Genomic DNA, 23,323 nt, shown 5'->3' on the forward strand with positions numbered 1-23,323 from the left:
ATTTAAGTTTAATTGCAAGTACGGGCGTTGTTTTTTGTCTACACCTCACTTATTTTTCTTTCCCCTTTGAAAGCCTATACTGCTGTCTTTCTTTGTCTACCTAGTCATTTACCGGTTTCCTTTTAAAAAGAAAAGTGAAAATAGAAAAGCTAAAAATTATTTTCAATCTTCCAATTTTACAAAAAAGAGACAGGAAATTCCTGCCTCTAGGCTGATAACGATTATTTACGGCGTCCTGGTCTTTCTTTGTAGCCATAGTAAGAATCTTCGATGATTTCTTGCATATGGTCAACCATTGGAAGACGTGGGTTGGCAGGTGAACATTGGTCTTCATAAGCAAGGAAGGCCAATTCACGAGAATGTTCTTTCCATTCTTTTTCATCGATTCCTTGTGCTTTGAAGTTCATTTGGATACCTACGCGCTCACCAAGTTCGTAAACAGCTTTTGCGTAAGATTCAACCCCTTCCTCTGGTGTAGAAGCTGGAAGCCCAAGCATACGAGCAATATCTTGGTATTTTTCATCTGCACGGTAGTAGTTGTACTTAGGCCATGTTGCTGTCTTAGCTGGACGTGTACCGTTGTAGCGGATGACATATGGAAGCAAGATAGCATTAGTACGTCCGTGGATTGTGTGGAATTGCGCACCAATCTTATGGGCCATTGAGTGAGAAATACCTAGGAAGGCATTGGCAAAGGCCATACCAGCGATTGTTGAAGCGTTATGCATTTTCTCACGTGAATGGAAGTCTGCGTTCTTAACTGAGCTTTCAAGGTTTTCGAATACAAGTTTGATGGCTTGAAGTGCAAGACCGTCAGTGTAGTCGCTAGCCATTTGTGATACGTAAGCTTCAGTCGCGTGGGTCAATACGTCCATACCAGTATCTGCAGCTACAAATCCTGGAACTGTCAATACCAAAGCAGGGTCTACGATTGCCACAGTTGGTGTCAATGAGTAGTCAGCTATTGGATATTTACGGTTGTTTGCTTTATCAGAGATAACGGCAAATGGTGTTACTTCAGATCCTGTACCAGATGTAGTTGGAATCGCGATGAATTTAGTCTTCTTACCAAGCAATGGGAACTTGAAGGCACGTTTACGGATATCCATAAATTTTTGAACAAGGTCACGGAAGTCCACTTCTGGTTGTTCGTAGAAGAGCCACATTACTTTAGCAGCATCCATTGGAGATCCACCGCCGAGAGCGATGATTGTATCTGGTTTGAAGGCACGCATAATCTCAGTACCACGTTCAACTGTAGTGATATCTGGATCTGGTTCTACATCAGCAAAGATTTGGTAAACCACCTTATTGCGACGAAGGTCAAGTTGTTCGATGATACGATCAAGGAAACCAAGCTCTACCATGGCATGGTCAGTAACGATCATGACACGTTCAACGTCACGACATTTTTGAAGGTATTGAATTGAATCACGTTCAAAGTATGTTTTTGAAGGAAGTTTCATCCATTGCATGTTATTTCTCCGTCTTCCGACTTTTTTGATATTCAAGAGGTTAATGGCACTAACGTTATCCCCAACTGAGTTGCGTCCGTAAGAACCACATCCGAGTGTCAATGATGGTAAGAAGGCATTGTAAACGTCCCCGATACCACCGAAAGTAGAAGGTGAGTTACAGATAACACGAATAGCTTTAACAGCTTTACCAAATTCTTTAGTCAATTCTTCATCAGCAGTATGAATGGCAGCTGAGTGTCCAAGACCGTTAAATTCAACCATTTGACGAGCCTTAGTAATACCATCTTCACGGCTTTCAGATTTCAAAACTGCGATAACTGGTGACAATTTTTCACGAGTCAATGGCTCATTTTCACCAACTTCTTTACATTCAGCAGCAAGAATGTTTGTTCCTTCTGGAACTGTAAATCCTGCTTGTTCTGCAATCCAGGTTGCCGGTTTACCAACGATATCAGCGTTCAATTTTGCACCAGCACAGTTTTTGCTGTTTGCTTTCACGCCGAAGCAGAATTCTTCAAGAAGTGCTTTTTCTTTTTTGTTTACAAAGTAAGTGTGGTAAGATTTGAACTCTGCTACAAATTCATCGTAGATTTCTTTATCAATGATAACCGCTTGTTCAGATGCACAGACCATACCGTTATCAAATGATTTAGACATGACGATATCGTGTGCTGCTTGACGAATGTTTGCTGATTTTTCAACATAAGCTGGAACGTTACCGGCACCTACCCCAAGAGCTGGTTTACCACATGAGTATGCGGCTTTAACCATAGCATTACCACCCGTTGCAAGGATTGTTGCAATACCTTCGTGGTTCATAAGGGCACTAGTTGCTTCCATAGATGGTTGAGTAATCCATTGTACACAGTTTTCAGGAGCACCAGCTGCGATAGCTGCATCGCGGACGATACGTGCTGCATGAGCAGATGATTCTTGTGCTGATGGGTGGAAGGCAAAAACGATTGGATTACGTGTCTTCAATGAAATCAATGATTTGAAGATTGCTGTTGATGTTGGGTTTGTTGTAGGAGTAATACCACAGACAACACCAACCGGTTCAGCGATGAGAGTCAATCCTGTTACATCGTCTTCTTCGATAACGCCAACTGTTTTAGTGTGGCGCATGTTGTTTACCACGTGTTCACAAGCAAACAAGTTCTTAGTCGCTTTATCTTCAAATACACCACGTCCTGTTTCTTCAAAGGCATGTAAAGCCAATTCTCCATGGGCATCCAAAGCTGCTACTGACGCTTTGGCTACAATATAGTCGACTTGCTCTTGATCCAATTTACGCATTTCTTCAAGGGCTACGAGAGCTTTTTGCACCAACTCATCTACATGTTTTTCAGCAGCGAGTTTCTTTTCCTCTGGTGTCACAGTTTTTTTATCAGCCATATTTTCCTCCATAGCTTTCAAGGATTTAATCCTTTGTTAATTTTTTCACAAGTTTATTATATCGCATTATTTCAACTTTGTAAACAGTTTCATAAACATTTCACAAAGAATTTTTAGTTATTTGTGAAATTTTTCCCATCCTCTTTACTCATCAGGTTTTTCCTTTAGAGTTTGTGAAATTTATTTCAAATATTTTTTATTTCACAAACTTGCTTGGAAAAGAGACTTGGAAAGAGATAGATTTTCGAGTAAGCGCTTACTTTTTGTTTCTAACAATACCTCCTTTAATAAGGAGGCTTTATTTTTGTTGAAAAACGCCTTGTTTAAAAGTCCCTTCATAAACGACTTCTTGTTCTGTTGTTAGTTTCCCTTTTCCTTCAGCCTGACCATTTACAAAATCACCTTCGTAAGTCCAGCCTTCTTTGGATTGAAAAGTTCCTTTTCCATTGAAGGAACCATTGATGAAACCACCTGTATACTGGTCTCCATTTTGGAAGGTAATGGTACCTTGGCCATTCATTTTACCACGGACAAGACTGCCGTCGTAAACAATTGTTCCATTATCAAGCTTTAGAACACCTTTTCCGGGAATATTTAGAAAAAAGACGAGTACAGCACAAAAAACAATCGTTACTGCTGCTAGAATCTCTAAATGAGAACGACTCAGATAGATATAATATTTCCCATAGAAATTCTTAAAATTCTCCATATTCACTCTCCTCTAAACGTTCTAACCACACTTGGCATCCCTCTTGAACACGCCGATAAGTCTCTTCAAAATCTCCTGTATACCAAGGATCTGGAACACTTTCAGATGCAAATAAGTGAATCTTATCTTGACAGTCTCCTGGACACATCTGACGTAAGTCAGAAACATTTGAAGCATCCATTCCGATAATATAATCAAAGTCTTCAAAATCTTCCTTACTAATCTGAAGCGATGTTTTGCCTTTTTCATACGGAATCTGATACTGTTGAAAAATCCCTTGAGTGCCCTTATGAATCGGATTCCCATGTTCCCAAGAGGAAGTCGCTCGACTTTGGATTTCGTAGTTATCTGTCATTGATTTCATAACAAACTCAGCCATAGGGCTACGGCAAATATTTCCCAGACAGACAAAGACTAGTTTTTTCATCCCATTTCCTTTCTTCTATAGAAAAACGGGAGTTAGTAATCCCGTCTTATTTTTCAATTGCGCCTTCGAGTGAAGCTGTTTCTTTCAGCGGTAATACTGTCTTGATAGCAGCTAGTTCAAAAGTCAAGTAAACTCCATCTACATCAAGAACAATCGTTCTTTTCTCCGTATCTACTTCATCAACTGTTCCGTAAAGTCCACCGATTGTAATCACTTCATAGCCTTTTTGCAGTTTGTTTAAACTTTCCATACGTTTTTGCGCTTGCTTCTTTTGAGAGCGTTGCGTAAAGAACATCAAGCCCAACATAGCCACAAGAATGATTAAAAATGTATATTGTGATTCCATTATATTCTCCTTTGTCTTTTACATAGGACTACTATATCAAATTTCAGCTACTTTTACAAGATTGTACCTTACTTTTCTAGTAAGAAAAAACCAGAGCTTACGCCCTGATTTTTAGGATTATTTCAAGTTTTGAACGACTTTTACAAGATTTTCTACAGTAAAGCCATATTCTGCCAATACTTTTGGTGCTGGTGCAGAGGCTCCGAAGGTATCAATACCGAGAACGGCACCATCAAGACCAACGTATTTGTACCAGTTTTGACTTGCACCCATTTCGACTGCAACACGACGGCGAACTGCATTTGGAAGAATTTCTTCCTTGTATGATTCATCTTGTTTATCAAAAACATCTGTAGACGGCATGCTGACTACGCGGATTTTTGCTCCTTGACTAGCCAATTCTTTGGCAGCTGAGACAGCTAGATTGACCTCTGAACCTGTCGCAATCAAGATTGTATCAAAATCTGCTGCATTTTCATAGACAACATAAGCACCTTTTGCAACCTTTTCAAAGTCTGTTCCCTCTTCAACAGTCAAGTTTTGACGTGTCAAAACAAGAGCAGTTGGTGTTTTCTCACTTGTCACTGCAAGGTACCAAGCTGCTTGAGTTTCACGCGCATCTGCTGGACGGAAAACATTTAGATTTGGCATAGCACGAAGACCTGCCAAGTGCTCAACTGGTTCGTGCGTTGGGCCATCTTCTCCAACTGCGATTGAATCGTGGGTAAAGACATAAGTCACAGGAAGACCTTGCAAGGCTGACAAGCGGACAGCTGCTTTCACATAGTCAGAAAAGACGAAGAAAGTTCCACCATATACACGAAGTCCACCATGAAGAGCCATCCCGTTCAAGATAGTTCCCATTGCAAATTCACGAACACCAAACTGAATGTTACGGTTCAAGCGATTGGCATCATCTTGAAGTCCATCAGTCTTGATATAAGTCATGTTTGAGTGAGCGAGGTCAGCTGAACCTCCTAAGAAGGTTGGCAACTTAGCCGCTACAACGTTTAAGGCATCCTGACTCGAGTTACGAGTTGCTTGAGAGAAGCCATTTTCTAATGCTGGGAAGTCTGCTGGAGTCACTTCAACTGGATCACGTCCATCGATGATAGCCTCTACTTCTGCAGCCAGTTCTGGGTGAGCTTCTTTATAATCAGCAACTAGCTTTGTCCAAGTTTGATAAGCTGATGCACCACGGTCTGCAACATGTTCTTTGAAATCAGCATATACTTGTTCTGGGATTTCAAATGGTTCGTAGTCCCAACCAAGGGTTTGACGAGTTGCTGCAGTTTCATCTGCTCCAAGAGGGGCACCATGTACAGCATTAGTTCCTTGTTTGTTTGGAGAACCATATCCAATGACAGTCTTCACTTCAATCAAAGATGGTTTGCCCGAAGCTTTAGCTGTTTCGATAGCAGCATGGATTGCTTCTAAATCTGTTCCATCTTCAACCAAGGCAGTATGCCAACCATAGGCATTGTAACGATCACGAACGCTTTCAGTGAAGGAATCCTTTGTCTCACCATCTAAGTTGATGTCATTTGAATCATAAAGGACTACCAACTTATCTAGCTTTTGCAAACCTGCGTATGAAGCCGCCTCACTTGAGACACCTTCCATCAAGTCTCCGTCTCCACAGATAACGTAAGTATAGTGGTCAAAGATATTGTAGCCTTCACGGTTATATTTGGCTGCCAAGAAACGTTCTGCCTGAGCAAAACCAGTAGCAGTGGAAATACCTTGTCCTAGAGGACCTGTTGTAGCATCAATCCCTGCTGTATGGCCAAATTCTGGGTGACCTGGTGTTTTTGAACCCCATTGACGGAAGCTCTTGATTTCATCCATGCTGACATCTTCAAAACCAGAAAGGTGAAGAAGGGCATAAAGAAGCATTGAACCATGACCAGCTGAAAGAATAAAGCGGTCACGGTTAATCCAGTTTGGTTGAGCTGGATTGATACGAAGTTGTTTTGTAAAGAGGCTGTAAGCCATCGGAGCCGCTCCCATAACCACACCTGGGTGACCTGAGTTAGCTTTATTAATGGCGTCAATACCTAGGAAACGAATTGCATTAACAGATAGATTTGACATAGAATTTCCTTTCTATTTGAGGTGATTATTGAATCACACATTCTATTTTACTATTATATGAAAAAATACATAGAATAGCAATTAAACAATTCGACGCTAGATAAGTCTCCTGATTTCTACCCTCTAGTCGCCTGATAATAGGGAAATAAGCGCTTATAAGCTTCATCTAATTTTTCTAAAATCACTTCTAATGATTGATTTTCTATAAAAGAAACATCTGCTTTAACTAACACTTTTCGGATTTCTTGACTGCCTATCTTCTCAACTAAGACCTGACGATTCTCTTCGTTCGCCTCCCACCGTTGACTTTGACCATCAGAGTAGACTAGATAATAAATCCCTTCTACCACTGGAACTTCTAAGACCTTGGCCTGCTTGCCTATAGTTTGCTCATCTTTTTTGCGCTCGATGAAACTGACTTCTAGTGAGACTCCAAAATCAGAAGAACTTCCGTACAAACGTAAAGCCATCATAGGTTCTGTCACTTGTCCGTCTCTCTGTAGATAAACCCAAAAATGTGGTCGCAAACGCTGCGCTTGGTTCATCCACTGGCTAGTCTGTTGGAGTTGCCATTCTGGATGGCTTGCTTGAAAGACTTTGGCCAGTTCTGTAAAAGCCTTTCGTGCCTCTTGACCTTTGTGGCGGAATTCCAGCATTTTTTCTCGCTCTTCTCCTGCTTTATCAGGATTACGGTACTGCAAACCAGCAAATTCTAGATAATTTCTTATTTCATTTAACATCCGTTTAATCTCCTCTAGCTAGCAAAAAATCAGGATAAACCTGATTTTACTTATTCTGTATCTACAACGACATAGCGATTTGGCTCGTCACCTTCAGAGTAACTAGTCACGCCATCCATACGTGAAATAATACGATGGATAATCTTACGTTCGCTATTTGACATTGGATCTGTTTGATGACTGCGGCCTTCTTCTAAAACACGAGTCGCCAATTTTTGAGCATAGGTCTGCAAGACTTCGGCACGGTGTTCAACATAATCATTAACATTGATTGTGATATAGAAGGTTCTTGAATAGCGGTTATAAAGATAATTTTGAGCCAATAGTTGCAAAGCTTTTAAGACTTTGCCATGGTAACCGATAATACGACCTGGTTCGTTGGTATCAATTTGTAGATTGATACTACGACGGTTATAGTCATTTGAAATCGTCGCCTCAACGTCCATATCATCAATAATCGTTTGAACATAAGTCGTTACTTCCATAGCTACTTGTTCAATATCAAAGCTCGATTCAACCTTTAAGCCCAAATCTTCTAATTCTTGACTTTCAGTTTGTTCAGCTTGACTCTCAACAGTGGGAATTTCTACTTCTTCCCCGAAATCAGCTTCTTCAAGCTGTAATTCATTTAAAATCTCAATATGCCCAGTTTCTTCTAAAATGGTGTTAGCATGTTTTTCATTTTTCAAGATCTCAGCCTTAACTTTATCAGAAACCCCTTGGCCTTCTTCTTCAATCTTTTTAATTGCTTCTACAACATGACCCAAATCAACGGTTGCTTCACTGACTGTTTTAACTGGTTCATTTTGTTCATTAATTTCTTTAGGAACACCCTTTACAGCTTGTTGATTTGCTTTAATGACAGTTGTTTCACTAATAGCTTCAATGTCAACCTGAGCTGGTTTTTTACCAAATAAACCAAGAAATCCATTTTTTTCACGAGAAATGACTTTGATATGAGCCTTCATTCTTGGAATATCTAACTCCTTCAATCCTTTCTGGATTGCTTCTTCAACAGTTGAACCTGTAAATACTACCATTACCAGATTCCTCCTTATTATTTCGTTTTCTGAGCCTTTTTCTTGGCTTTTCTTTTTCTATTTTCCAAATCTTTCTGTGCCTGTACTACCGCCTCACGTTCTGCGATAATCTTGAATGGATTGTTCAAGAAATAGGTTTGCAAGACTTGATAGGCATTGGATACTGCCCAGTAGAGCGCTACTCCACTCGGAGCATAGACCCCAAAAACAAAAATCAAGACTGGAATCCCATACATCATCGCTGTCGTAGCTCCATTACGCTCAGGTAAGGCTTTATTGGATAACCAAGTACTTAAAAAGGTAAATACTGCTGCTAAAATCGGAAGCACAAGGGTTGTATCCACACCGCCAAGGTTAATCCATAAAAAATGACCTGTCTTTAAAAAGTCAACTCTTGATAGAGCTTGGAACAAGGCCAAAATAACCGGCATCTGAATCAAAATCGGCCAAAGAGAATCTGACTGTCTGACACCCATTTCTTTAAAGACTTTACGCATTTCCTGCTCTAGCTTGGTTCTGCTTTCCATATCTCGACCTGGATATTGTTCTCTAAGCGCCTTAATACGTGGTTGAACTTCCTGCATTTTCCTAGAAGCCACCATTTGCACTTGAAAGACTGGCAAGAGCAGTGTACGAATCAAAACCGTAAAGAGAATAATCCCCACTCCGATACTGATATCAAACGATAAAAAGCGAATAATTTCTGCAAAGAAGTAAACAAATTTACTCCAAAAATCAGCCGAATTGGCTGTAATATCGCTAGTTGTCCCATTAGTCGCACAAGCTGTCATGATCAATAGGGACAGTCCTAGCAAACTAGTCAACTGTATTTTCTTTTTCACTCCCATTTCCTTCCTGGTAAATCTTTGATAATTTTAATACGTGGAGTAGATTTTTCTCCATCTCTGCGTATTCCAAGGTTTCGACCCCTTTTCGAGCAATGACAACAAAGTCGACATCTTCTACCAGACTCTCTTTTGCATTCTGGATAATATGTCTAATTCGTCGCTTGATTTGATTTCTAGTGACTGCATTCCCCAGCTTTTTGCTAACTGATAGACCTACTCGAAAATGGTTTTTCTGGTTTTCTAATTGGTAGACAACAAATTTTCGGTTAGCAAAACTGGTTCCTTCCTTGAAAATCGCCTTAAAATCTTTCTCTCTTTTTACACGAAAGTTTTTCTTCAAAACTCAACTCCATCTATTAAATTACTACTATTATACCATATTTTTCAAAAAAGCCAATCATAGCAAGGTTTTGGACATTTCCATCAGAAAAAGAAGCTGGAAAAATCTCTTTCCCAACTCCTTGTACTGAATATTTTTTCTGATTTTAGTTATTTTTTCAAGCGTTCAACGTCACGGGCAATGACCAATTCTTCATCTGTTGGAATAACCAGGACACGTATTTTCGCTGCCTCTGTTGAGATGTCTCCTGTCACACCAAAGACATTCTTTTCTGGGTCAACATCACAGCCAAACCAAGAGATACCTGAGATAACATCTTCACGTACGTTTGCAGCATTTTCACCGATACCTGCAGTAAAGATAATAGCATCTGCTCCATTTAGGACCGCAAGGTATTGACCGATATGTTTTTGGATACGGTCAACATACATTTCATAGGCTAAAGTGGCATCGTGGTCCCCTTCTTCCATAGCAGCAATCACATCACGCATATCACTGGATTTACCTGAAACCCCCATTAGTCCTGATTCACGATTAAGAACGTGACTAATGTCTTCAGGCGTGTTAAAGTCCTCTGTATATTGCATTAAGTAAGGAATGATAGCTGGGTCAATATCTCCTGTACGAGTTCCCATCATCACACCACCAAGTGGAGTGAATCCCATTGAAGTATCAACAGATTGACCACCCTTAACTGCTGTAATAGAAGCACCATTACCGATGTGGCAAGTAATCAATTTCAAATCTTCTAATGGACGTCCCAAGAGTTTTGCAGCTTCTCCTGCTACAAACTGGTGACTTGTACCGTGGGCACCATATTTACGAACCTTGTTTTCTGTGTAATATTTTGTTGGTAGAGGATAGCGATAAGCTTTCTCTGGCATAGTTGTGTGGAATGAAGTATCAAAAACAACTACACTGGTAATGTCTGGCAACAATTCCTTGAAGGCACGAACACCTGCTGCATTGGCTGGATTGTGGAGAGGAGCTAACAAGCTCAACTCTTCAACTTTTTCTAAAACATCTCCCTCAACGACTGTTGATTCTTTAAAATATTCTCCACCTGCAACAACACGGTGTCCAACACCTGTAATCTCATCATAAGCCTTGATAATATCGAAACGAATCAAGTCATCCAATAAGATTTTAACAGCTTGTGTGTGATTTTCGATATCCAAAATTTGTTGTTCAGAACGGCCGTCAAATTTTACAGTTGAAATAGAATCTTTCAAACCAATCCGTTCAATTAAACCTTTAGCAAGAACTTTTTCCTCTGGCATTTGATAAAGTTGCCATTTCAAACTTGAACTTCCCGCATTGATTGCAATTGTTTTTGTCATAACATGATACCCCTTTTTAAGCGTTTTCATCTATTATAACAAAATCTATTTTATATTTCAGTACCTTGAGTCCATTTTTGAAAATTTTCTTTAAATTTCATTAAAACACCTGCATCTTGCAAGCTAGCAAGCGGATAAACAAAAGGATCTACTGCTGTTTCACTTTTCTTCTGTAAGATAAAAATCGTCTTTGATTGTTTAGCATTAGCAAAGAGATTTTCAGGCAGACTGATCATCGCAACCAGACTCGCTTCCTCTTTCAACCACCCTTTCAACAAATCACTTTGAGGGCTGGTCAACAAATCACTCGGAGCGAGAAAAATAGCGTATCCATCTGACTTGAGATACTTAAGTCCTTGTTCCATGAGCAAGTGATGGGCGTAAGTATGTTCTTGGCTAGAAGCAACTTGATGACGCAACGCAACGGCATCATCAGGATAATAGCCGACAGGCAAGTCGCTGATGACCACGTCGCTTTCTTTGAGCATCTGTGGACGAACGGCATCCCCTTGGACAAAGCCAGCCTGTAAACCAATTACATCTGCCATGCTAGCTGCCAAATCAATCAGCAAATCATCCACTTCCATTCCCAAGTAATCCACCTTTTTATCAAGCGAGGTCAAGAAAGTAGCGCCCAAAATTCCCATGCCAGAACCCATTTCGAGAATAGTGATTTCCTCCTCTTTAAACAACTCTTCCACAATAAACACCAAAAGTAAGGCAATAGCATCCGGTGTAAACTGGTGATTAGCCTGTAGGGGTTCTGTTTGCCCAGCCTTCATCAAGAGAAACTGGTAGGTCTTGAGCCATTCTTCTTTGCGTAGCGCTAAACGTTTAAGGGCCTGATTGTTCTCTTTGACCTGCTCTAGCTCAGTTTCTCCATCCAGATAGATGCTGTTTTGCTCCACCAGGGCGTCATAAAAGTTGGTCGCCAAATCACTTTGAATGACTTGGACATTCTCTAGTAAATAGGTATAAGCTTGTTCAATTTTTTCAAAATCCATATTCCTATCTTATCAAATTTCCCTTCTTTTTTCCATCCTTATAGAAAAATCACTCCCTGACTAGGCGAGTGATTTTTGGGCTACTGTTAAAAAGAGTTCTGAGTAATTTCCTTGAAACAGGTCTTCAGCGCTATAGAGAATCTGACTATGCACAGATGAAAAACCAAACTGGGCTAGCTTGTTTTCCAGTTCAACCAATTCAAATCCATGATGGCTAGCTTCTGTCTTGGTAAAATCAGCAAGTAAAAGTTGTCCATTTTCTCTCAGATGTTGATGAAACAGTGAGAGAGCCGCATCCAAATCAGGCATATGATGAAGAACCCGACAAACAACAATGAGATCAAACTCTTTCTCCAAGGGTTTTTCCAGTAAATCTTGCTCCAAAAACTGGATATTCTTGATGTCTTGCTGCTCCGCTTTCAAACGAGCTTGCTCCAGCATTTTCTCCGAAATATCCACCAATGTTACAGACTTGGCCTGCTTGGCTAGGGGCAAGGTTAACAGACCCGTCCCTCCACCGAAATCCAAAATTTCTTTGTCTGATAGAAGATCAATCTGTTTCTCGACTGCTTGACAAACCAAGTTTGCAAGGAAGATATTTTTAGGGGAATCAAAAGTTTCTGCTTTGTGGTTAAAATCATGTTTCATATTTTTAGTTTAGCACAAAGTAGCTTGATTGGCTAGGAATTCTCTTTCTTTTCAACCTTCTCTTCTGTTTTTTTCTTCTCTGCTTGATCACTTGAATCGGTCGCTACCTCTTCCTTTTTATCCGTTTTCTCTTCTTTTATTTTGACGGAAGGAAAGATGAACTCATATTGGCTCTTAGGCGTACGAATCCTTGTCACTAAGCTTGTTTTCTTATTTTGATAACTCACCTGACCCATATTAAAGGCCTGTTCCCCACTTTCCTTATCAACCTTATCTTTGGTTCGCTTGGCCATGGCAAAAGCAACCAACTTTTCTTTATTTAAAGCATAGTCTTGATAGTGGGCGACTTGTCGGTTCAAGTAAAATTGTAACAAGAGACTAAAGATAGCTGCTATGCTTACCGCATAGAGGAGGACTCCTGCCTTAACTTTTTTCTTTTTCCACACGATAGATGAACTCCCTTTCTAAGCCTTTTTGGAACTGAAAATGAAAGCGAACCAGTTTATTCTCCTCTGTAATCTGAGCTGATTTGAGGCCATAAACCATAGGCTGATAGCCTCGTCCACTGGCATCGGTTTTCCGAAAATCATCCGATTTTGACTTACCTATAGCGATATCCTTGCCATCCTGCTTCATATAGAGTCGATTGCCCTCCACTTTTTCGAACTGCGAACGGTCTAATTCTGCCTCCAACTGGTCCACAAATAGGAGCCACTCCTTTTGCTCACTTTGCTGCTGATAACGAACTTCTGAAATGAGGAGCTGACTCATGGCTTGAAAGAGAAGTAAACTTCCACTGATGACAATGAGGGCAATCAGGGATTCTAACAGGGTAAAAGCCTTGATTTTATGGCTCCTTGATAGCCAACAACTGTTCTGAACCATGGTAGACCTCCAATCCCTTTTCATTAGAAAATACCTGAATCTCAACTCCGTTTACGTTTACCTGATTTTGACCTGTCTGCAGTGCCATCTTAGCTACACGCACAACTTCTTCTTTCTGCAAGATTTTTGCTTCTTCTTGCCTATTCTTTTGAATTTGTCCCAAAAGAAGGGTAGCAATACTGGCAAAGATAGCTAGAGCAACTACTGCTTCTAGTAAAATTACTGCCCTAATTTTTTGTTTCCTTAATGCGTTTAATTTTTCCATTTCCTAGATATAATTGATAACGAATCGCTCCTTTGCTGGTCTGAAATTCAACCTTAGCCAGGGACGAATTGCCCCCAGCTCGATCAAATGTAATACTTTGTCCTGATGGTACCTGAATTCCTTTAGGAACTGTCAACTTTTGACTGCCATTACTGATCGTCTGCCCATCTAAGTTTAGACTAGTCTTTTGCTGACTGGCTACACTGCGTTTTTGAGTTTCCCGATAGAGTTCTTCAAACTCCATAAAGAAAATCTGCTCCTCTACTGCCGCAAAACTAGACTGAACAGAACCTGACAAAGCCAAGGCAAGGATACTCACAAGACCCAAAACCAAGAGACTTTCCAGCATGGTAAATGCCTTAATCATTGACTGTACGATTTTTTCCTCCATTTTTTGTATAGTATTCATTATAGGCTTTAGCCTGCTCTTCTGTGATTCGCCCATCTGCTTGTAACTTGCTTAGGCTAGCCTCTTCATTTTTATCTAAGCTATAAAGCTCTGCCTGGCTTTCTACCACCTTCACAACAGCTGCTTTTCCTTTGTCGTTAACTGCTTCTTTTTGCTTGGTCAGATTAGGTACAAAGAGTAATAGAAGCACGCTGATGATGAGCAAAACCACCAACATCTCCACAAGTGTAAAAGCCTTCACTTTCGCTTTTTTCAAGAATGTCATCATTTTTTTCATGTTAAAAATTTACCTCCATATTTTGATACATGGGCATGAGCATTGCCGCATAAAGTAAAACGATAATCAGAGCCACAAAGATAAAAACCATTGGCTGCACCAAATTCATGGTGCGATTGACTCGGGTAAAAAAGGCTTCCCAAGTCTTTTCCGCATAGATTTCCAACTCACTCCCCAGCTTGGACTTGACTTCCCCATACTCGATGATGAGACTTAATTCCTTCCTAAAGAAAGGATAGGTTCCTATAGTTTGAGAAAATTCGCGACCATTTTGGAGTGCTTGAGCTAAGTCTTGACCGATTTCTTTAAAGAGCTGGGAACCTTGTTCCTGCATGATCTGAAAAATCTGCGTCAGCTCCATCCCCTGCGAAATCATATTCCCCCATTCACGCGCGTAATAGGCTGTCAAATAGGTCTGTACAAAGATTCCAAGAAAAGGAAGGCGTGCTAAGATAGAAAAGACGCGCATCTTAGAACTTCTTTTATAAAAAGTTAGTGCTAAAAGGGCAAGTAGAGAAACAACCCCTACCATGCCGAGAAAGATTTGTGGCAGATTGCCGATAATTTGGGCGGCAATATTGCTACTATCCAGTTGGGGAAGTAGGTAGTTGCGTAGTCCCAGCATAATTAAGAGAAGAAATCCCAGCAAAATCAAGGGATAGGTCGCTACTTCAATTAGTTTTTTCTTTACCTTTGCCAGATTGTCTAAATATTCTTCTATCTTTCCCAAACTTAGGTGAAGATTCCCATGAACTTCAGCTAGGGATAACTGAGTGACAATGGCACTTGAAAAGCCCAAACTTTCCATCATTTCTGAGAATGATTTCCCCTGAGACAAGCCCGTGCGCATCTGAGTCACACTCTGCTTGTCCAACAAGGCACTCCTATCTAAAAAGGAGATGGTCTCCACCAGATGAAAACCGCTGGAAAAGAGATTGTTAAACAAGGTGATGATATTTTTTTGCTTAGCTGTAGCTAATTTTTTCCGCTTCAGCCTGAAGACTTGTGATATGTCCATCTTTAAGAAGCTGGTCAATCTGTTCATTCCAGCTAGTTGGCTGGTGTTCTTGATAGTCTTTGTTTGCAAAGTCAACGATTCCTCCTCCCCCGATTAATCTCTGATAGCAGACTCCCTGCAGAACGACTGCCAATTCCTCCTCACTCACACCCAACTCCAACAGGCGCTCATAAACACCTCGAATACTCTTGGCGTGAATGGTTGAAAAGACTGTCGCCCCTGTCAAACTAGCTCTGACCACTGCACGCGCCGTTTCGCTGTCACGAATTTCTCCGATAATCAAGAGATCTGGTCGATGACGTAGGGAAAGTTTGATGAGATTTTCATAGGTCAACCCGATTGCTTCGTTCAACTGCAACTGAAGCATGTCGTCCTGCTTGATTTCGACAGGATCTTCAATGGACATAACTTGCTGTCCTTTAAATATTGATTTAGCCAATTCGTGCATCAAGGTTGTCTTGCCACTGCCGACTGGACCAGCAAAAAGATAGAGTCCCCGTTGCCTGTACTGCTTACCCAGTTCTCCAATATCCTGAAACCAAAAATGTAAATCTTGCTCCTCATCGTGCAACAAGCGAATGACTAAACTCTCATGTCCTCGATAATCGCCTACAGTAGATAGACGTAGAGATGCCATCTTCTGGTCATAGGCATAATCACAGGAACCAAGTTGACTACGTCGCTTTTCTCCAACATTCATACCCGCCACAAACTTAAAGTGACTGATAACGGCCGCAAACTTTTCAAAATCATAACAACCGATTTTACAGCGCTCGTCTCCCACCCTCATATGAAGCTCATAAGCGTCTAACTTAGGAACAAAATAAATGTCTTGCGCTCCTTTTTTCCGGGCCGAACGAATGATTTCTTGTGCAATTTCTTGAACCATACTTACCTCCTCACCTATACTATTCGCAAAGATTTGGAAAAATAAAAAAAGCAACTCCCAAAAAGTTACTTTTTCTCTATTTTAATTTCATACGGCAAGAACGGTGCCTTTCCTTACCGGTTTGTTTTTCATAGCCTGGGCGTAGTTTTTCATCTGGGATAACCTGCTCATCCTGTAAAAGAGCCAAAGAATGGTATTGTTGTAAATACTCGTCACATTCATCGCACCAGCGTTGGTCTTCTGGATCCCAAAAAATGGTCATCAAGTCACTTCTGCTTTTATAAAGAGGGGATTCTTGTTCCAATCTAAACCAGCAAGTTTTATAGTATTTGAGAGCATCATAATACTGGTCAAATTTCTTACTCGCTACAATATCTTCTTCCCAACCTTCTAAGAACCACCACGGTTCAAAATCTCCGTACATTTCTATAACACGATACATATTCATTCATTCCTTTGTACCGTATATTATAACCAATTCAGACAAACAAGGAAAGAAATATGCTCATTTCTTAATTTTTTGATAAAAAATCCAGCCATCTTATGATGACTGAATTTCTATTTGCTTATGTTCCAAAATGTTTTTACTACTTAAGCTTCTGAAATATCATTTTCGATAATGACTTTGATTGCATGGTGGTCTGCTGCTTTACTGAAAACTTCATAGGCTTTTTCAATTTCACTGAGTTTGAAATAGTGAGTTACCAATTTTTCTGGTTCAATCTTATGACTTTCAAGAGCTTTCAACAATTGTGGAGTTGTATTTGTAGATACCAAACCAGTTGTTACATTGATGTTGCGAATCCAAAGTTTATCTAAATCGAATTCAACTGGTTTACCATGTACACCACAGTTAGCAACTGTTCCGTCTACACCGATAATCTTTTGACAGAAATCAAATGTTGCAGGAATACCAACAGCTTCGATAGCGACATCCACACCACGACCATCTGTCAAATCATAAATTTCTTTAATCGCTTTTTCAGGGTCTGAAGAATTAACCTTATGAGTCGCACCAAATGATAGGGCAGTTTCCAAGCGGTTATCGTCTAAATCCACCATAATCAATTTAGCTGGTGAATAGAATTGGGCTGTCAAAAGAGCAGCCAATCCAACAGGTCCTGAACCAATAATGGCTACACTACAACCAGGTTCTACTTTCCCTTTCAAGACACCAATTTCATACCCAGTAGGCAGAATGTCTGATAGCATAACCAAGGCTTCATCTGACAAGTCTTCTGGAGTGTGGTAAAGAGTGTTATCTGCATGAGGGACACGTAAATATTCAGCCTGCATACCATCAATCAGGTGACCGAAAATCCAGCCCCCTTCGTCTTCACAGTGGGCATAAATTCCTTTTTTACAGTAGTAGCATTTACCACAGGCACAGACACAAGAAATCAAGACCTTATCGCCTTTTTTGAAGTTCGAAACTCCTTCCCCAACTTCTTCAACAATCCCAATCCCTTCGTGACCAAGAATGGTACCACTTTGGCAAGCAGGAACATCCCCTTTGATAATATGGAGGTCTGTTCCACAAATAGTAGTTTTTACGATACGCACAATAGCGTCTGTTGGCTTGCGAAGCACTGGTTTGTCTACATCAACAAAAGAAGCAAGTCCTGGTTTAACATAAGTATAGGCTTTCATAAAGCATTCCTCCGTTTTTTTATTTGTACTATTTATAATATAATTGTAAGCCTTTTCATTTGTTTCTTCAAGTTTTTTTGTGATTTTTTTAACTTTTTTATTTACCAGTAAAGCAATATAGATAAAAAAGCAGAAGCTAATCTCTAACTTCTGCTTTTTCTCTTATGCTTGATAACGTTTCACACCATCTAGATAGGTTGCTACCAATTCCAAATCTTTATCTAATACGATAAAGTCCGCATCATAACCTTCACGGATTTGACCACAGACATCATCAATGTGAACAGATTTTGCTGGGTTAAGGCTAGCCATCATGACTGCTTCGTGTGGATTCGCAATACCCCACTCGACTACATTTCTCATACCATCTTTAAGTTTGAGGATAGAACCTGCCAAATTACCAGTAGATTTGAGACGTGCAGTTCCATTTGCTACTACAACAGGGAATTCTCCCAACATATAGTCACCGTCTTCAAGCCCACCAGCTGTCATACAGTCCGTAATAAGAGCGATGTTTTCTGTCCCCTTTTGCTTAAGTAAAATCTCACAAGCTTTTGGATCTACGTGATAACCATCACAAATCAATTCTGCGTAAGTATGTGGGAGCTCATACATAGCTCCTACCATACCTAGTTCGCGGTGTGTTAAACCACGCATCCCATTATAGGCATGTACCCATACACTAGCTCCAGCATCAACTGCCTTCTTAGCTTGTTCAAATGTCGCATCTGAGTGTCCAAGTGCAACTGTCACACCTTCACCTGTAATAGTACGTACAAAATCTTCCACCCCATCACGTTCTGGTGCAATAGCGATTTTATTTAGCATCCCTTTTGCAGCATCCTGCCAAGAATGAAACTCCTCAACACCCGGGTCTCTCATATAAGTTGGATTTTGTGCCCCCTTAAAAGTTTCTGTGAAATATGGACCTTCATAATAAATCCCACGAATCTTAGCACCTGTTGCTTCTTTATAATGGTTTCCAAGATTTTCAGTGACTGCAAGCAATTGCTCATAAGTGGCTGTTAAAGTTGTGGGCAAGAAACTGGTAACACCGGTACTAAGAAGTCCTTCACTCATAGTATGCAATGTACCTTCAATGTTGTTGTCCATCACATCTACACCTGCATATCCATGAATATGAGTATCCACAAGACCTGGTGCAATGCTATAACCAGTATAGTCAAGAACCTCTGCTCCTTCAGGAATTTGATCCACATGTTTCCCAAATTTGCCATCAACAAGTTCTAAGTACCCACCGCGACGAATGCCAAATGGATAGAAAAACTGATCCGCTTTAACGTAATTAGGCATAATAATGACCTCCTTAAAAGATTACTTTTGATATTTATTATGTCAATTACATTATAAACCTTTCTGATTCATTTGTAAATGGTATAGACCTATTTTCTAGAGATATTTTAAAAGAGCTGGATTTCTCCAACTCTTCTCTTTTTAATACAAGTTATTTTGATTTGACTGGCTTGTCTTGAGCTGTTTGCAAGGCTGTGGCAATGGTATCTGCATACAATTTTGCTCCTGCTTCAATTTTGCTAGTGTCACTTCCGAAATGGACTTGGTCTGTTCCTGTCCAGATCTCTGGATGTTCCTTAGCAACTTGATTCCAATCTGCTATCGTGATGTAAGGAGTCTTCTCTGCCAATTCTCTCATGTAGGTAGCAGCCTTCTCAACGATTGCATAGGTCTCTTTTGTTTTATCTCCTTCATAAGGTGTCACCAAAATCATATGGTGGCCCTTAGGAAGATTTTTTACGATACTATCCCAATCTTCCTTGTAATTTTCAGGATTATTTACCCCAGTCGCAATGACCACCATCTTTGGTAGAAATTTATTCTGGCTATTGTTGAGCATGATTTCGTTGGCGGTCTTGGTTGTTCTGCTGACCTGCGCGTTAATCTGTGCTCCAGGAAGGGCTGTCTGCAGGGCTGTATTTGCCCTTAAAGCAACCGAGTCACCAATTAACATAGTGCCATCAGCAATTCCTAAACTATTTGCATCTGCCCGTTCTGTCATCACCTTGGTTTGGCTAATATTTGTTGCAGCTTGCTTCAAACCATTGACAGTCAAGTCTGTCTCAAACGCTCCCACTTGTGGTGCCAACAGAATCACCATGCAGACAATGATGGCCAAGATTCCTGTACTTGTTGCAAGAATTGCGTGAATATAAGGCAGGGGACGAAGAGTTTGTAAAACAGGTGTGTTCTTGCCTGCAATCCAAGGTTCCAATACATAAAATGAAAGACTGGCAAATCCATAAGAACAAATCAAAGTCAGTAACACAGCAAGAAGATTTGAGGTCAACTGTGATAAAATGATGTAGAAAGGCCAATGGAAAAGATAAACCGCATAGCTAGTATCCGCTAAAAAGCTAATTATCTTTGGCTCCTGTACGTTAGGAGTCTTTTCATGTAAGACACGCGCTGCCAATATCATAGCAACGGCTGCAAGGCTGGCAAGTAAGAAGCCCATAAGATAGGCAAAGAGATAGGTAAATTTGACAAAGAAGGTCAAAATGAGTAAGAAGGCAAAACCTCCCCCAAAAACTAAAAGGGTCTTGCGTAAATCCCAAATTTTATCCAACTGCTTGACGAGGGAAGTCGTCTGACGAACGCCTACAATAGTTGCTAACACACTTCCCAAAAAGAATGGATAGACATGAGTTAAACTGGAGAAGTAAACAGAGGAGAAAGAGGTTACTAGAAAACTACCAATAAACATGGAGAAGAAGCTGATCAAGAAGGCAGCAGCAGATAAGAGAAAGACCATTCCTCTCAACTGACCATTTGATCTGGACTGTTTAGATAAGAACCAAACTGCCAAGCCCCAGAGGATATAGTAGTGAACCTCAACAGCCAAGCTCCAATTATGAACAAACAAATGTGGAATGAACTGAGATTCATAGCTCCCACCTGTTAGGAGTTCATAGAAGTTGGTCATGAAGCCTAAAACACCCGCAATCTGACCCCCAATTCCAGCCACATAATCTTGGCGAACTAGAAAAGTAAAGGGCATGGTTACCAAGACCATCAAAACCACAGGTGGTACGATACGATAAAAGCGTCTCCTAAAAAATCCAACCAAATCAATTTCATGATTTTTAGAAAATTCTTCGATGAGTAGAGCTGTAATCAGGAAACCTGAAAATGTAAAAAAGACATCTACCCCGAAAAATCCTCCAGGAAAGATCGTCTGAAAGAAATGATACAAGAGTACCAAAAGTAAACCTGTAATCCTAATCAAGGAAAACCATTTAATACGCATACGAGTTTATTCTCCCTTTCATTATACACTTTATTCTATCAAAAAAAGAAGAAAAATCCCAAGAGAAAACTTAGGATTTTTAGCTTATATCTATTCCAGTTTAAAAATTACGGCCTGACTTATTATAGCCATATTTTTCAACAAAATACTCACGGAATTCCAAGAGATTGTCATCCATGATGGCTTGTCGCACTTGCTCCATCAGGTTAAGCAAGAAGTAAAGATTGTGGTAGCTAGTCAAGCGGATACCAAAGGTTTCATCAGCCTTGAGCAGGTGACGAAGATAAGCGCGTGTATAGTTCTTACATGTGTAGCAATCACACTCAGGATCCAGTGGCGTAAAGTCCTCAGCAAACTGGGCATTTTTGACAACCAAACGTCCCTGACTGGTCATACAAGTCCCGTTACGAGCGATACGAGTCGGCAAGACACAGTCAAACATGTCTACCCCACGAATCACCCCATCAATCAAGCTGTCTGGCGCTCCCACACCCATCAAATAGCGAGGTTTGTTTTCAGGCAGCAGTTGAGTTGTAAAGTCCAAGACAGCATTCATCTCTTCGTGGGTTTCTCCCACCGCCAAACCACCGATAGAGTAACCTGGGAAGTCCATGCTGACAAGGTCATGAGCCGATTGTCGACGAAGGTCTTCAAATCCAGCCCCCTGCACAATCCCAAATAACCCTTGGTCATGCGGACGACGGTGAGCCTTCAAACCACGCTCAGCCCAACGACTGGTACGCTCAATTGATTTCTTAACGTAGTCGTAAGGTTGATAAAACTGAGGACATTCGTCAAAGGACATCATGATGTCTGAGCCCAAATTATTCTGAATAGAAATGGCTTTTTCTGGGGACAAGAACATCTTAGAACCATTGAGATGGTTTTTAAAGGTTACTCCTTCTTCTGTGATATTACGGCTATCTGCTAAGGAATAAACCTGAAAACCACCACTATCTGTCAAGATAGGCTGGTCCCAATTCATGAACTTGTGGAGACCACCTGCACGAGCAATGAGTTCATCTCCAGGGCGAAGCCAGAGATGATAAGTGTTTGACAGGATAATTCCCGAACCCATCTCCTTCAATTCTTCAGGCGACTGAGTTTTGACAGTGGCTTGTGTCCCAACTGGCATAAACATAGGTGTCGGAAAGGTACCGTGGGGAGTGATGATTTCTCCCAGACGAGCTCCTGTGTGTTTTTCTTTCTTAATCAAACGGTATTTGATTGGTGAATCTGACATTTTTTACCTCCGAAGCTGGGAAAGACAGTCCCAGTTCATACTTTGTGCCCAAGGGCATACTGTATGATTTTATCAAAAAAAGCTGGAACTGTCACGAACTATGGTATAATGAGAGAATGAAATACCCAAAAATTGATTTAAAAACCGTTCGTCTGCAAGCTAGACAATTTCAGGCTGAAAATCCCCGCCTCTTTCTCGTCTATCTCTTACCTAGCATGCTGGTTATCTTGTCTGGCTTCCTCAATCCCTTAGAGCGTATCAACGAAGCAATTTTAGAACAACCCTTTTTAAGCGTGTTTGGACATGTATTCCAAGCCTACCTTTTTCCTCTGTTAGTCTCCTTTATCGGAACTATTCTTCTAACCAGTTCAGTCTATACAACACTGAAACTCATCAAGAATCCAGATACAGAACTATCCGTCAAAAATAGTCTGACTCTCTTTAATGAAGAGCACTTTTCACAAACCTTTTTGACTCTTCTTCTCAAACGTCTCTATCTCTTCTTATGGAGCATTCCTAGTTTGCTTGGGATTTACTTCCTCTTTTACAGTAGCTTTTTAGCCAAGAAATTCGTTGCAATCCATCCTGAATTTCCTAATCTGGATCTCTCGTCAATTGAAACCGAGCGTTTCCTCATGACCTTTGGTCTTTACTTTCTAGCAAGTATCCTCTTGATGATTGTCGGAAATAGTCTCTATATCCCACAATACTATGCCTATTCACAGGTAGAATTTCTCCTCTGTGATACTCTAGATTTAGGACAAGCCAAACCAGGGAAAATCCTAAAAACCAGCCGTTTCCTGATGAAAGGCTACAAGTTCCAGCGTTTCGTCCTAGACTTACAACTCCTTCCTTGGTACTTCCTCAATTGGATTACCTTTGGAATTGCTAGTTTCTCACTCCTACCCTACATTCAAATCATTAAAATGATTTTTTACCGAGCAGTACTTGCTCGAAAACGTCCAAAAGCTTGAAGGTTTTCCCTCAAGCTCTTT

25 protein-coding genes are annotated in these 23,323 nt (G+C 40.5%); 1 reads left to right on the forward strand and 24 read right to left on the reverse strand.

What is annotated here, in order from left to right:
• Nucleotides 1-221: 221 nt before the first annotated feature.
• From adhE to tgt, 24 genes are all read right to left on the reverse strand, one after another.
• Nucleotides 222-2,873 carry a bifunctional acetaldehyde-CoA/alcohol dehydrogenase gene (gene adhE / locus FQT24_RS06870; protein WP_143952544.1) on the reverse strand — a complete coding sequence of 884 codons (2,652 nt, stop codon included), beginning with the start codon at nt 2,871-2,873 and terminating at the stop codon, nt 222-224.
• A gap of 298 nt (nt 2,874-3,171) precedes the next feature.
• Nucleotides 3,172-3,582, reverse strand: a complete 411-nt coding sequence (locus FQT24_RS06875) for an MORN repeat-containing protein (RefSeq protein ID WP_143952545.1) — start codon at nt 3,580-3,582, stop codon at nt 3,172-3,174.
• On the reverse strand, nt 3,569-4,009 hold the full coding sequence (locus FQT24_RS06880) for a low molecular weight protein-tyrosine-phosphatase (RefSeq protein ID WP_143952546.1): 441 nt from the start codon (nt 4,007-4,009) through the stop codon (nt 3,569-3,571). The genes FQT24_RS06875 and FQT24_RS06880 overlap by 14 nt, the downstream gene beginning before the upstream one ends.
• A 46-nt stretch (nt 4,010-4,055) precedes the next feature.
• Nucleotides 4,056-4,355: a preprotein translocase subunit YajC gene (yajC, locus tag FQT24_RS06885; RefSeq protein ID WP_042749887.1), complete on the reverse strand. Its 300-nt coding sequence runs from the start codon at nt 4,353-4,355 to the stop codon at nt 4,056-4,058.
• Nucleotides 4,356-4,472: 117 nt separating this feature from the next.
• On the reverse strand, nt 4,473-6,449 hold the full coding sequence (gene tkt / locus FQT24_RS06890) for a transketolase (protein ID WP_143952547.1): 1,977 nt from the start codon (nt 6,447-6,449) through the stop codon (nt 4,473-4,475).
• A 116-nt stretch (nt 6,450-6,565) separates the two neighbouring features.
• Entirely contained in the window at nt 6,566-7,189 is a 624-nt protein-coding gene (locus tag FQT24_RS06895) for a ribonuclease P (protein WP_143952548.1), read from the reverse strand.
• A 50-nt stretch (nt 7,190-7,239) separates the two neighbouring features.
• Complete coding sequence (gene jag, locus FQT24_RS06900) at nt 7,240-8,229, reverse strand: RNA-binding cell elongation regulator Jag/EloR (protein ID WP_143952549.1); 990 nt, start codon at nt 8,227-8,229, stop codon at nt 7,240-7,242.
• Nucleotides 8,230-8,246: 17 nt separating this feature from the next.
• Complete coding sequence (locus tag FQT24_RS06905; protein WP_221928344.1) at nt 8,247-9,071, reverse strand: membrane protein insertase YidC; 825 nt, start codon at nt 9,069-9,071, stop codon at nt 8,247-8,249.
• Nucleotides 9,046-9,417 carry a ribonuclease P protein component gene (gene rnpA / locus FQT24_RS06910; protein WP_143952551.1) on the reverse strand — a complete coding sequence of 124 codons (372 nt, stop codon included), beginning with the start codon at nt 9,415-9,417 and terminating at the stop codon, nt 9,046-9,048. The genes FQT24_RS06905 and rnpA overlap by 26 nt, the downstream gene beginning before the upstream one ends.
• Nucleotides 9,418-9,566: 149 nt before the next feature.
• Nucleotides 9,567-10,757: an acetate kinase gene (locus FQT24_RS06915; RefSeq protein WP_049544477.1), complete on the reverse strand. Its 1,191-nt coding sequence runs from the start codon at nt 10,755-10,757 to the stop codon at nt 9,567-9,569.
• A 50-nt stretch (nt 10,758-10,807) separates the two neighbouring features.
• Entirely contained in the window at nt 10,808-11,761 is a 954-nt protein-coding gene (locus FQT24_RS06920) for a class I SAM-dependent methyltransferase (protein WP_004257442.1), read from the reverse strand.
• Between the two features lie 60 nt (nt 11,762-11,821).
• Entirely contained in the window at nt 11,822-12,409 is a 588-nt protein-coding gene (locus tag FQT24_RS06925; RefSeq protein WP_025172898.1) for a class I SAM-dependent methyltransferase, read from the reverse strand.
• Between the two features lie 32 nt (nt 12,410-12,441).
• Entirely contained in the window at nt 12,442-12,855 is a 414-nt protein-coding gene (comGG, locus tag FQT24_RS06930) for a competence type IV pilus minor pilin ComGG (RefSeq protein WP_004257448.1), read from the reverse strand.
• Complete coding sequence (gene comGF / locus FQT24_RS06935; protein WP_004257453.1) at nt 12,833-13,294, reverse strand: competence type IV pilus minor pilin ComGF; 462 nt, start codon at nt 13,292-13,294, stop codon at nt 12,833-12,835. The genes comGG and comGF overlap by 23 nt, the downstream gene beginning before the upstream one ends.
• On the reverse strand, nt 13,257-13,559 hold the full coding sequence (gene comGE / locus FQT24_RS06940) for a competence type IV pilus minor pilin ComGE (RefSeq protein ID WP_004257457.1): 303 nt from the start codon (nt 13,557-13,559) through the stop codon (nt 13,257-13,259). The genes comGF and comGE overlap by 38 nt, the downstream gene beginning before the upstream one ends.
• Nucleotides 13,522-13,926: a competence type IV pilus minor pilin ComGD gene (gene comGD / locus FQT24_RS06945; RefSeq protein ID WP_004257461.1), complete on the reverse strand. Its 405-nt coding sequence runs from the start codon at nt 13,924-13,926 to the stop codon at nt 13,522-13,524. Before comGD ends, comGE begins: the two co-directional genes overlap by 38 nt.
• Complete coding sequence (comGC, locus tag FQT24_RS06950; protein ID WP_004257466.1) at nt 13,919-14,245, reverse strand: competence type IV pilus major pilin ComGC; 327 nt, start codon at nt 14,243-14,245, stop codon at nt 13,919-13,921. The genes comGD and comGC overlap by 8 nt, the downstream gene beginning before the upstream one ends.
• Before the next feature lies 1 nt (nt 14,246).
• The gene (comGB, locus tag FQT24_RS06955) at nt 14,247-15,263 is read right to left on the reverse strand and encodes a competence type IV pilus assembly protein ComGB (protein ID WP_143952552.1); all 1,017 of its coding nucleotides are present in this window, start codon (nt 15,261-15,263) and stop codon (nt 14,247-14,249) included.
• Nucleotides 15,211-16,152 (reverse strand): competence type IV pilus ATPase ComGA, encoded by a 942-nt coding sequence (comGA, locus tag FQT24_RS06960; RefSeq protein ID WP_004257471.1) that lies wholly within the window; start codon nt 16,150-16,152, stop codon nt 15,211-15,213. Before comGA ends, comGB begins: the two co-directional genes overlap by 53 nt.
• A gap of 76 nt (nt 16,153-16,228) precedes the next feature.
• Nucleotides 16,229-16,594, reverse strand: a complete 366-nt coding sequence (locus FQT24_RS06965) for a DUF1033 family protein (RefSeq protein WP_000286405.1) — start codon at nt 16,592-16,594, stop codon at nt 16,229-16,231.
• 149 nt (nt 16,595-16,743) lie between these two features.
• Nucleotides 16,744-17,802, reverse strand: a complete 1,059-nt coding sequence (locus FQT24_RS06970) for a zinc-dependent alcohol dehydrogenase family protein (RefSeq protein WP_004257473.1) — start codon at nt 17,800-17,802, stop codon at nt 16,744-16,746.
• 162 nt (nt 17,803-17,964) lie between these two features.
• A complete protein-coding gene (gene nagA, locus FQT24_RS06975; protein WP_001134549.1) occupies nt 17,965-19,116 on the reverse strand; it encodes an N-acetylglucosamine-6-phosphate deacetylase in 1,152 nt (383 codons plus the stop codon).
• A 151-nt stretch (nt 19,117-19,267) separates the two neighbouring features.
• Nucleotides 19,268-21,085 (reverse strand): acyltransferase family protein, encoded by a 1,818-nt coding sequence (locus FQT24_RS06980; RefSeq protein WP_143952553.1) that lies wholly within the window; start codon nt 21,083-21,085, stop codon nt 19,268-19,270.
• A 100-nt stretch (nt 21,086-21,185) separates the two neighbouring features.
• Nucleotides 21,186-22,328: a tRNA guanosine(34) transglycosylase Tgt gene (gene tgt / locus FQT24_RS06985; protein ID WP_143952554.1), complete on the reverse strand. Its 1,143-nt coding sequence runs from the start codon at nt 22,326-22,328 to the stop codon at nt 21,186-21,188.
• Between the two features lie 116 nt (nt 22,329-22,444).
• Between tgt and FQT24_RS06990 the strand changes: the two genes are divergently transcribed.
• Nucleotides 22,445-23,302: a DUF975 family protein gene (locus FQT24_RS06990; RefSeq protein WP_143952555.1), complete on the forward strand. Its 858-nt coding sequence runs from the start codon at nt 22,445-22,447 to the stop codon at nt 23,300-23,302.
• Nucleotides 23,303-23,323: the final 21 nt, after the last annotated feature.

Source organism: Streptococcus mitis (assembly GCF_901542415.1).
In the GTDB taxonomy this organism is placed as follows: Bacteria; Bacillota; Bacilli; order Lactobacillales; family Streptococcaceae; genus Streptococcus; species Streptococcus mitis_BL.

Coding starts and splice junctions, on each gene's coding strand:
- adhE (WP_143952544.1), bottom strand. CDS start 2,873: ATGGCTGATAAAAAAACTGTGACACCAGAGGAAAAGAAACTCGCTGCT.
- FQT24_RS06875 (WP_143952545.1), bottom strand. CDS start 3,582: ATGGAGAATTTTAAGAATTTCTATGGGAAATATTATATCTATCTGAGT.
- FQT24_RS06880 (WP_143952546.1), bottom strand. CDS start 4,009: ATGAAAAAACTAGTCTTTGTCTGTCTGGGAAATATTTGCCGTAGCCCT.
- yajC (WP_042749887.1), bottom strand. CDS start 4,355: ATGGAATCACAATATACATTTTTAATCATTCTTGTGGCTATGTTGGGC.
- tkt (WP_143952547.1), bottom strand. CDS start 6,449: ATGTCAAATCTATCTGTTAATGCAATTCGTTTCCTAGGTATTGACGCC.
- FQT24_RS06895 (WP_143952548.1), bottom strand. CDS start 7,189: ATGTTAAATGAAATAAGAAATTATCTAGAATTTGCTGGTTTGCAGTAC.
- jag (WP_143952549.1), bottom strand. CDS start 8,229: ATGGTAGTATTTACAGGTTCAACTGTTGAAGAAGCAATCCAGAAAGGA.
- FQT24_RS06915 (WP_049544477.1), bottom strand. CDS start 10,757: ATGACAAAAACAATTGCAATCAATGCGGGAAGTTCAAGTTTGAAATGG.
- FQT24_RS06920 (WP_004257442.1), bottom strand. CDS start 11,761: ATGGATTTTGAAAAAATTGAACAAGCTTATACCTATTTACTAGAGAAT.
- FQT24_RS06925 (WP_025172898.1), bottom strand. CDS start 12,409: ATGAAACATGATTTTAACCACAAAGCAGAAACTTTTGATTCCCCTAAA.
- comGF (WP_004257453.1), bottom strand. CDS start 13,294: ATGGTTCAGAACAGTTGTTGGCTATCAAGGAGCCATAAAATCAAGGCT.
- comGE (WP_004257457.1), bottom strand. CDS start 13,559: ATGGAAAAATTAAACGCATTAAGGAAACAAAAAATTAGGGCAGTAATT.
- comGD (WP_004257461.1), bottom strand. CDS start 13,926: ATGATTAAGGCATTTACCATGCTGGAAAGTCTCTTGGTTTTGGGTCTT.
- comGC (WP_004257466.1), bottom strand. CDS start 14,245: ATGAAAAAAATGATGACATTCTTGAAAAAAGCGAAAGTGAAGGCTTTT.
- comGB (WP_143952552.1), bottom strand. CDS start 15,263: ATGGACATATCACAAGTCTTCAGGCTGAAGCGGAAAAAATTAGCTACA.
- comGA (WP_004257471.1), bottom strand. CDS start 16,152: ATGGTTCAAGAAATTGCACAAGAAATCATTCGTTCGGCCCGGAAAAAA.
- FQT24_RS06965 (WP_000286405.1), bottom strand. CDS start 16,594: ATGTATCGTGTTATAGAAATGTACGGAGATTTTGAACCGTGGTGGTTC.
- FQT24_RS06970 (WP_004257473.1), bottom strand. CDS start 17,802: ATGAAAGCCTATACTTATGTTAAACCAGGACTTGCTTCTTTTGTTGAT.
- nagA (WP_001134549.1), bottom strand. CDS start 19,116: ATGCCTAATTACGTTAAAGCGGATCAGTTTTTCTATCCATTTGGCATT.
- FQT24_RS06980 (WP_143952553.1), bottom strand. CDS start 21,085: ATGCGTATTAAATGGTTTTCCTTGATTAGGATTACAGGTTTACTTTTG.
- tgt (WP_143952554.1), bottom strand. CDS start 22,328: ATGTCAGATTCACCAATCAAATACCGTTTGATTAAGAAAGAAAAACAC.
- FQT24_RS06990 (WP_143952555.1), top strand. CDS start 22,445: ATGAAATACCCAAAAATTGATTTAAAAACCGTTCGTCTGCAAGCTAGA.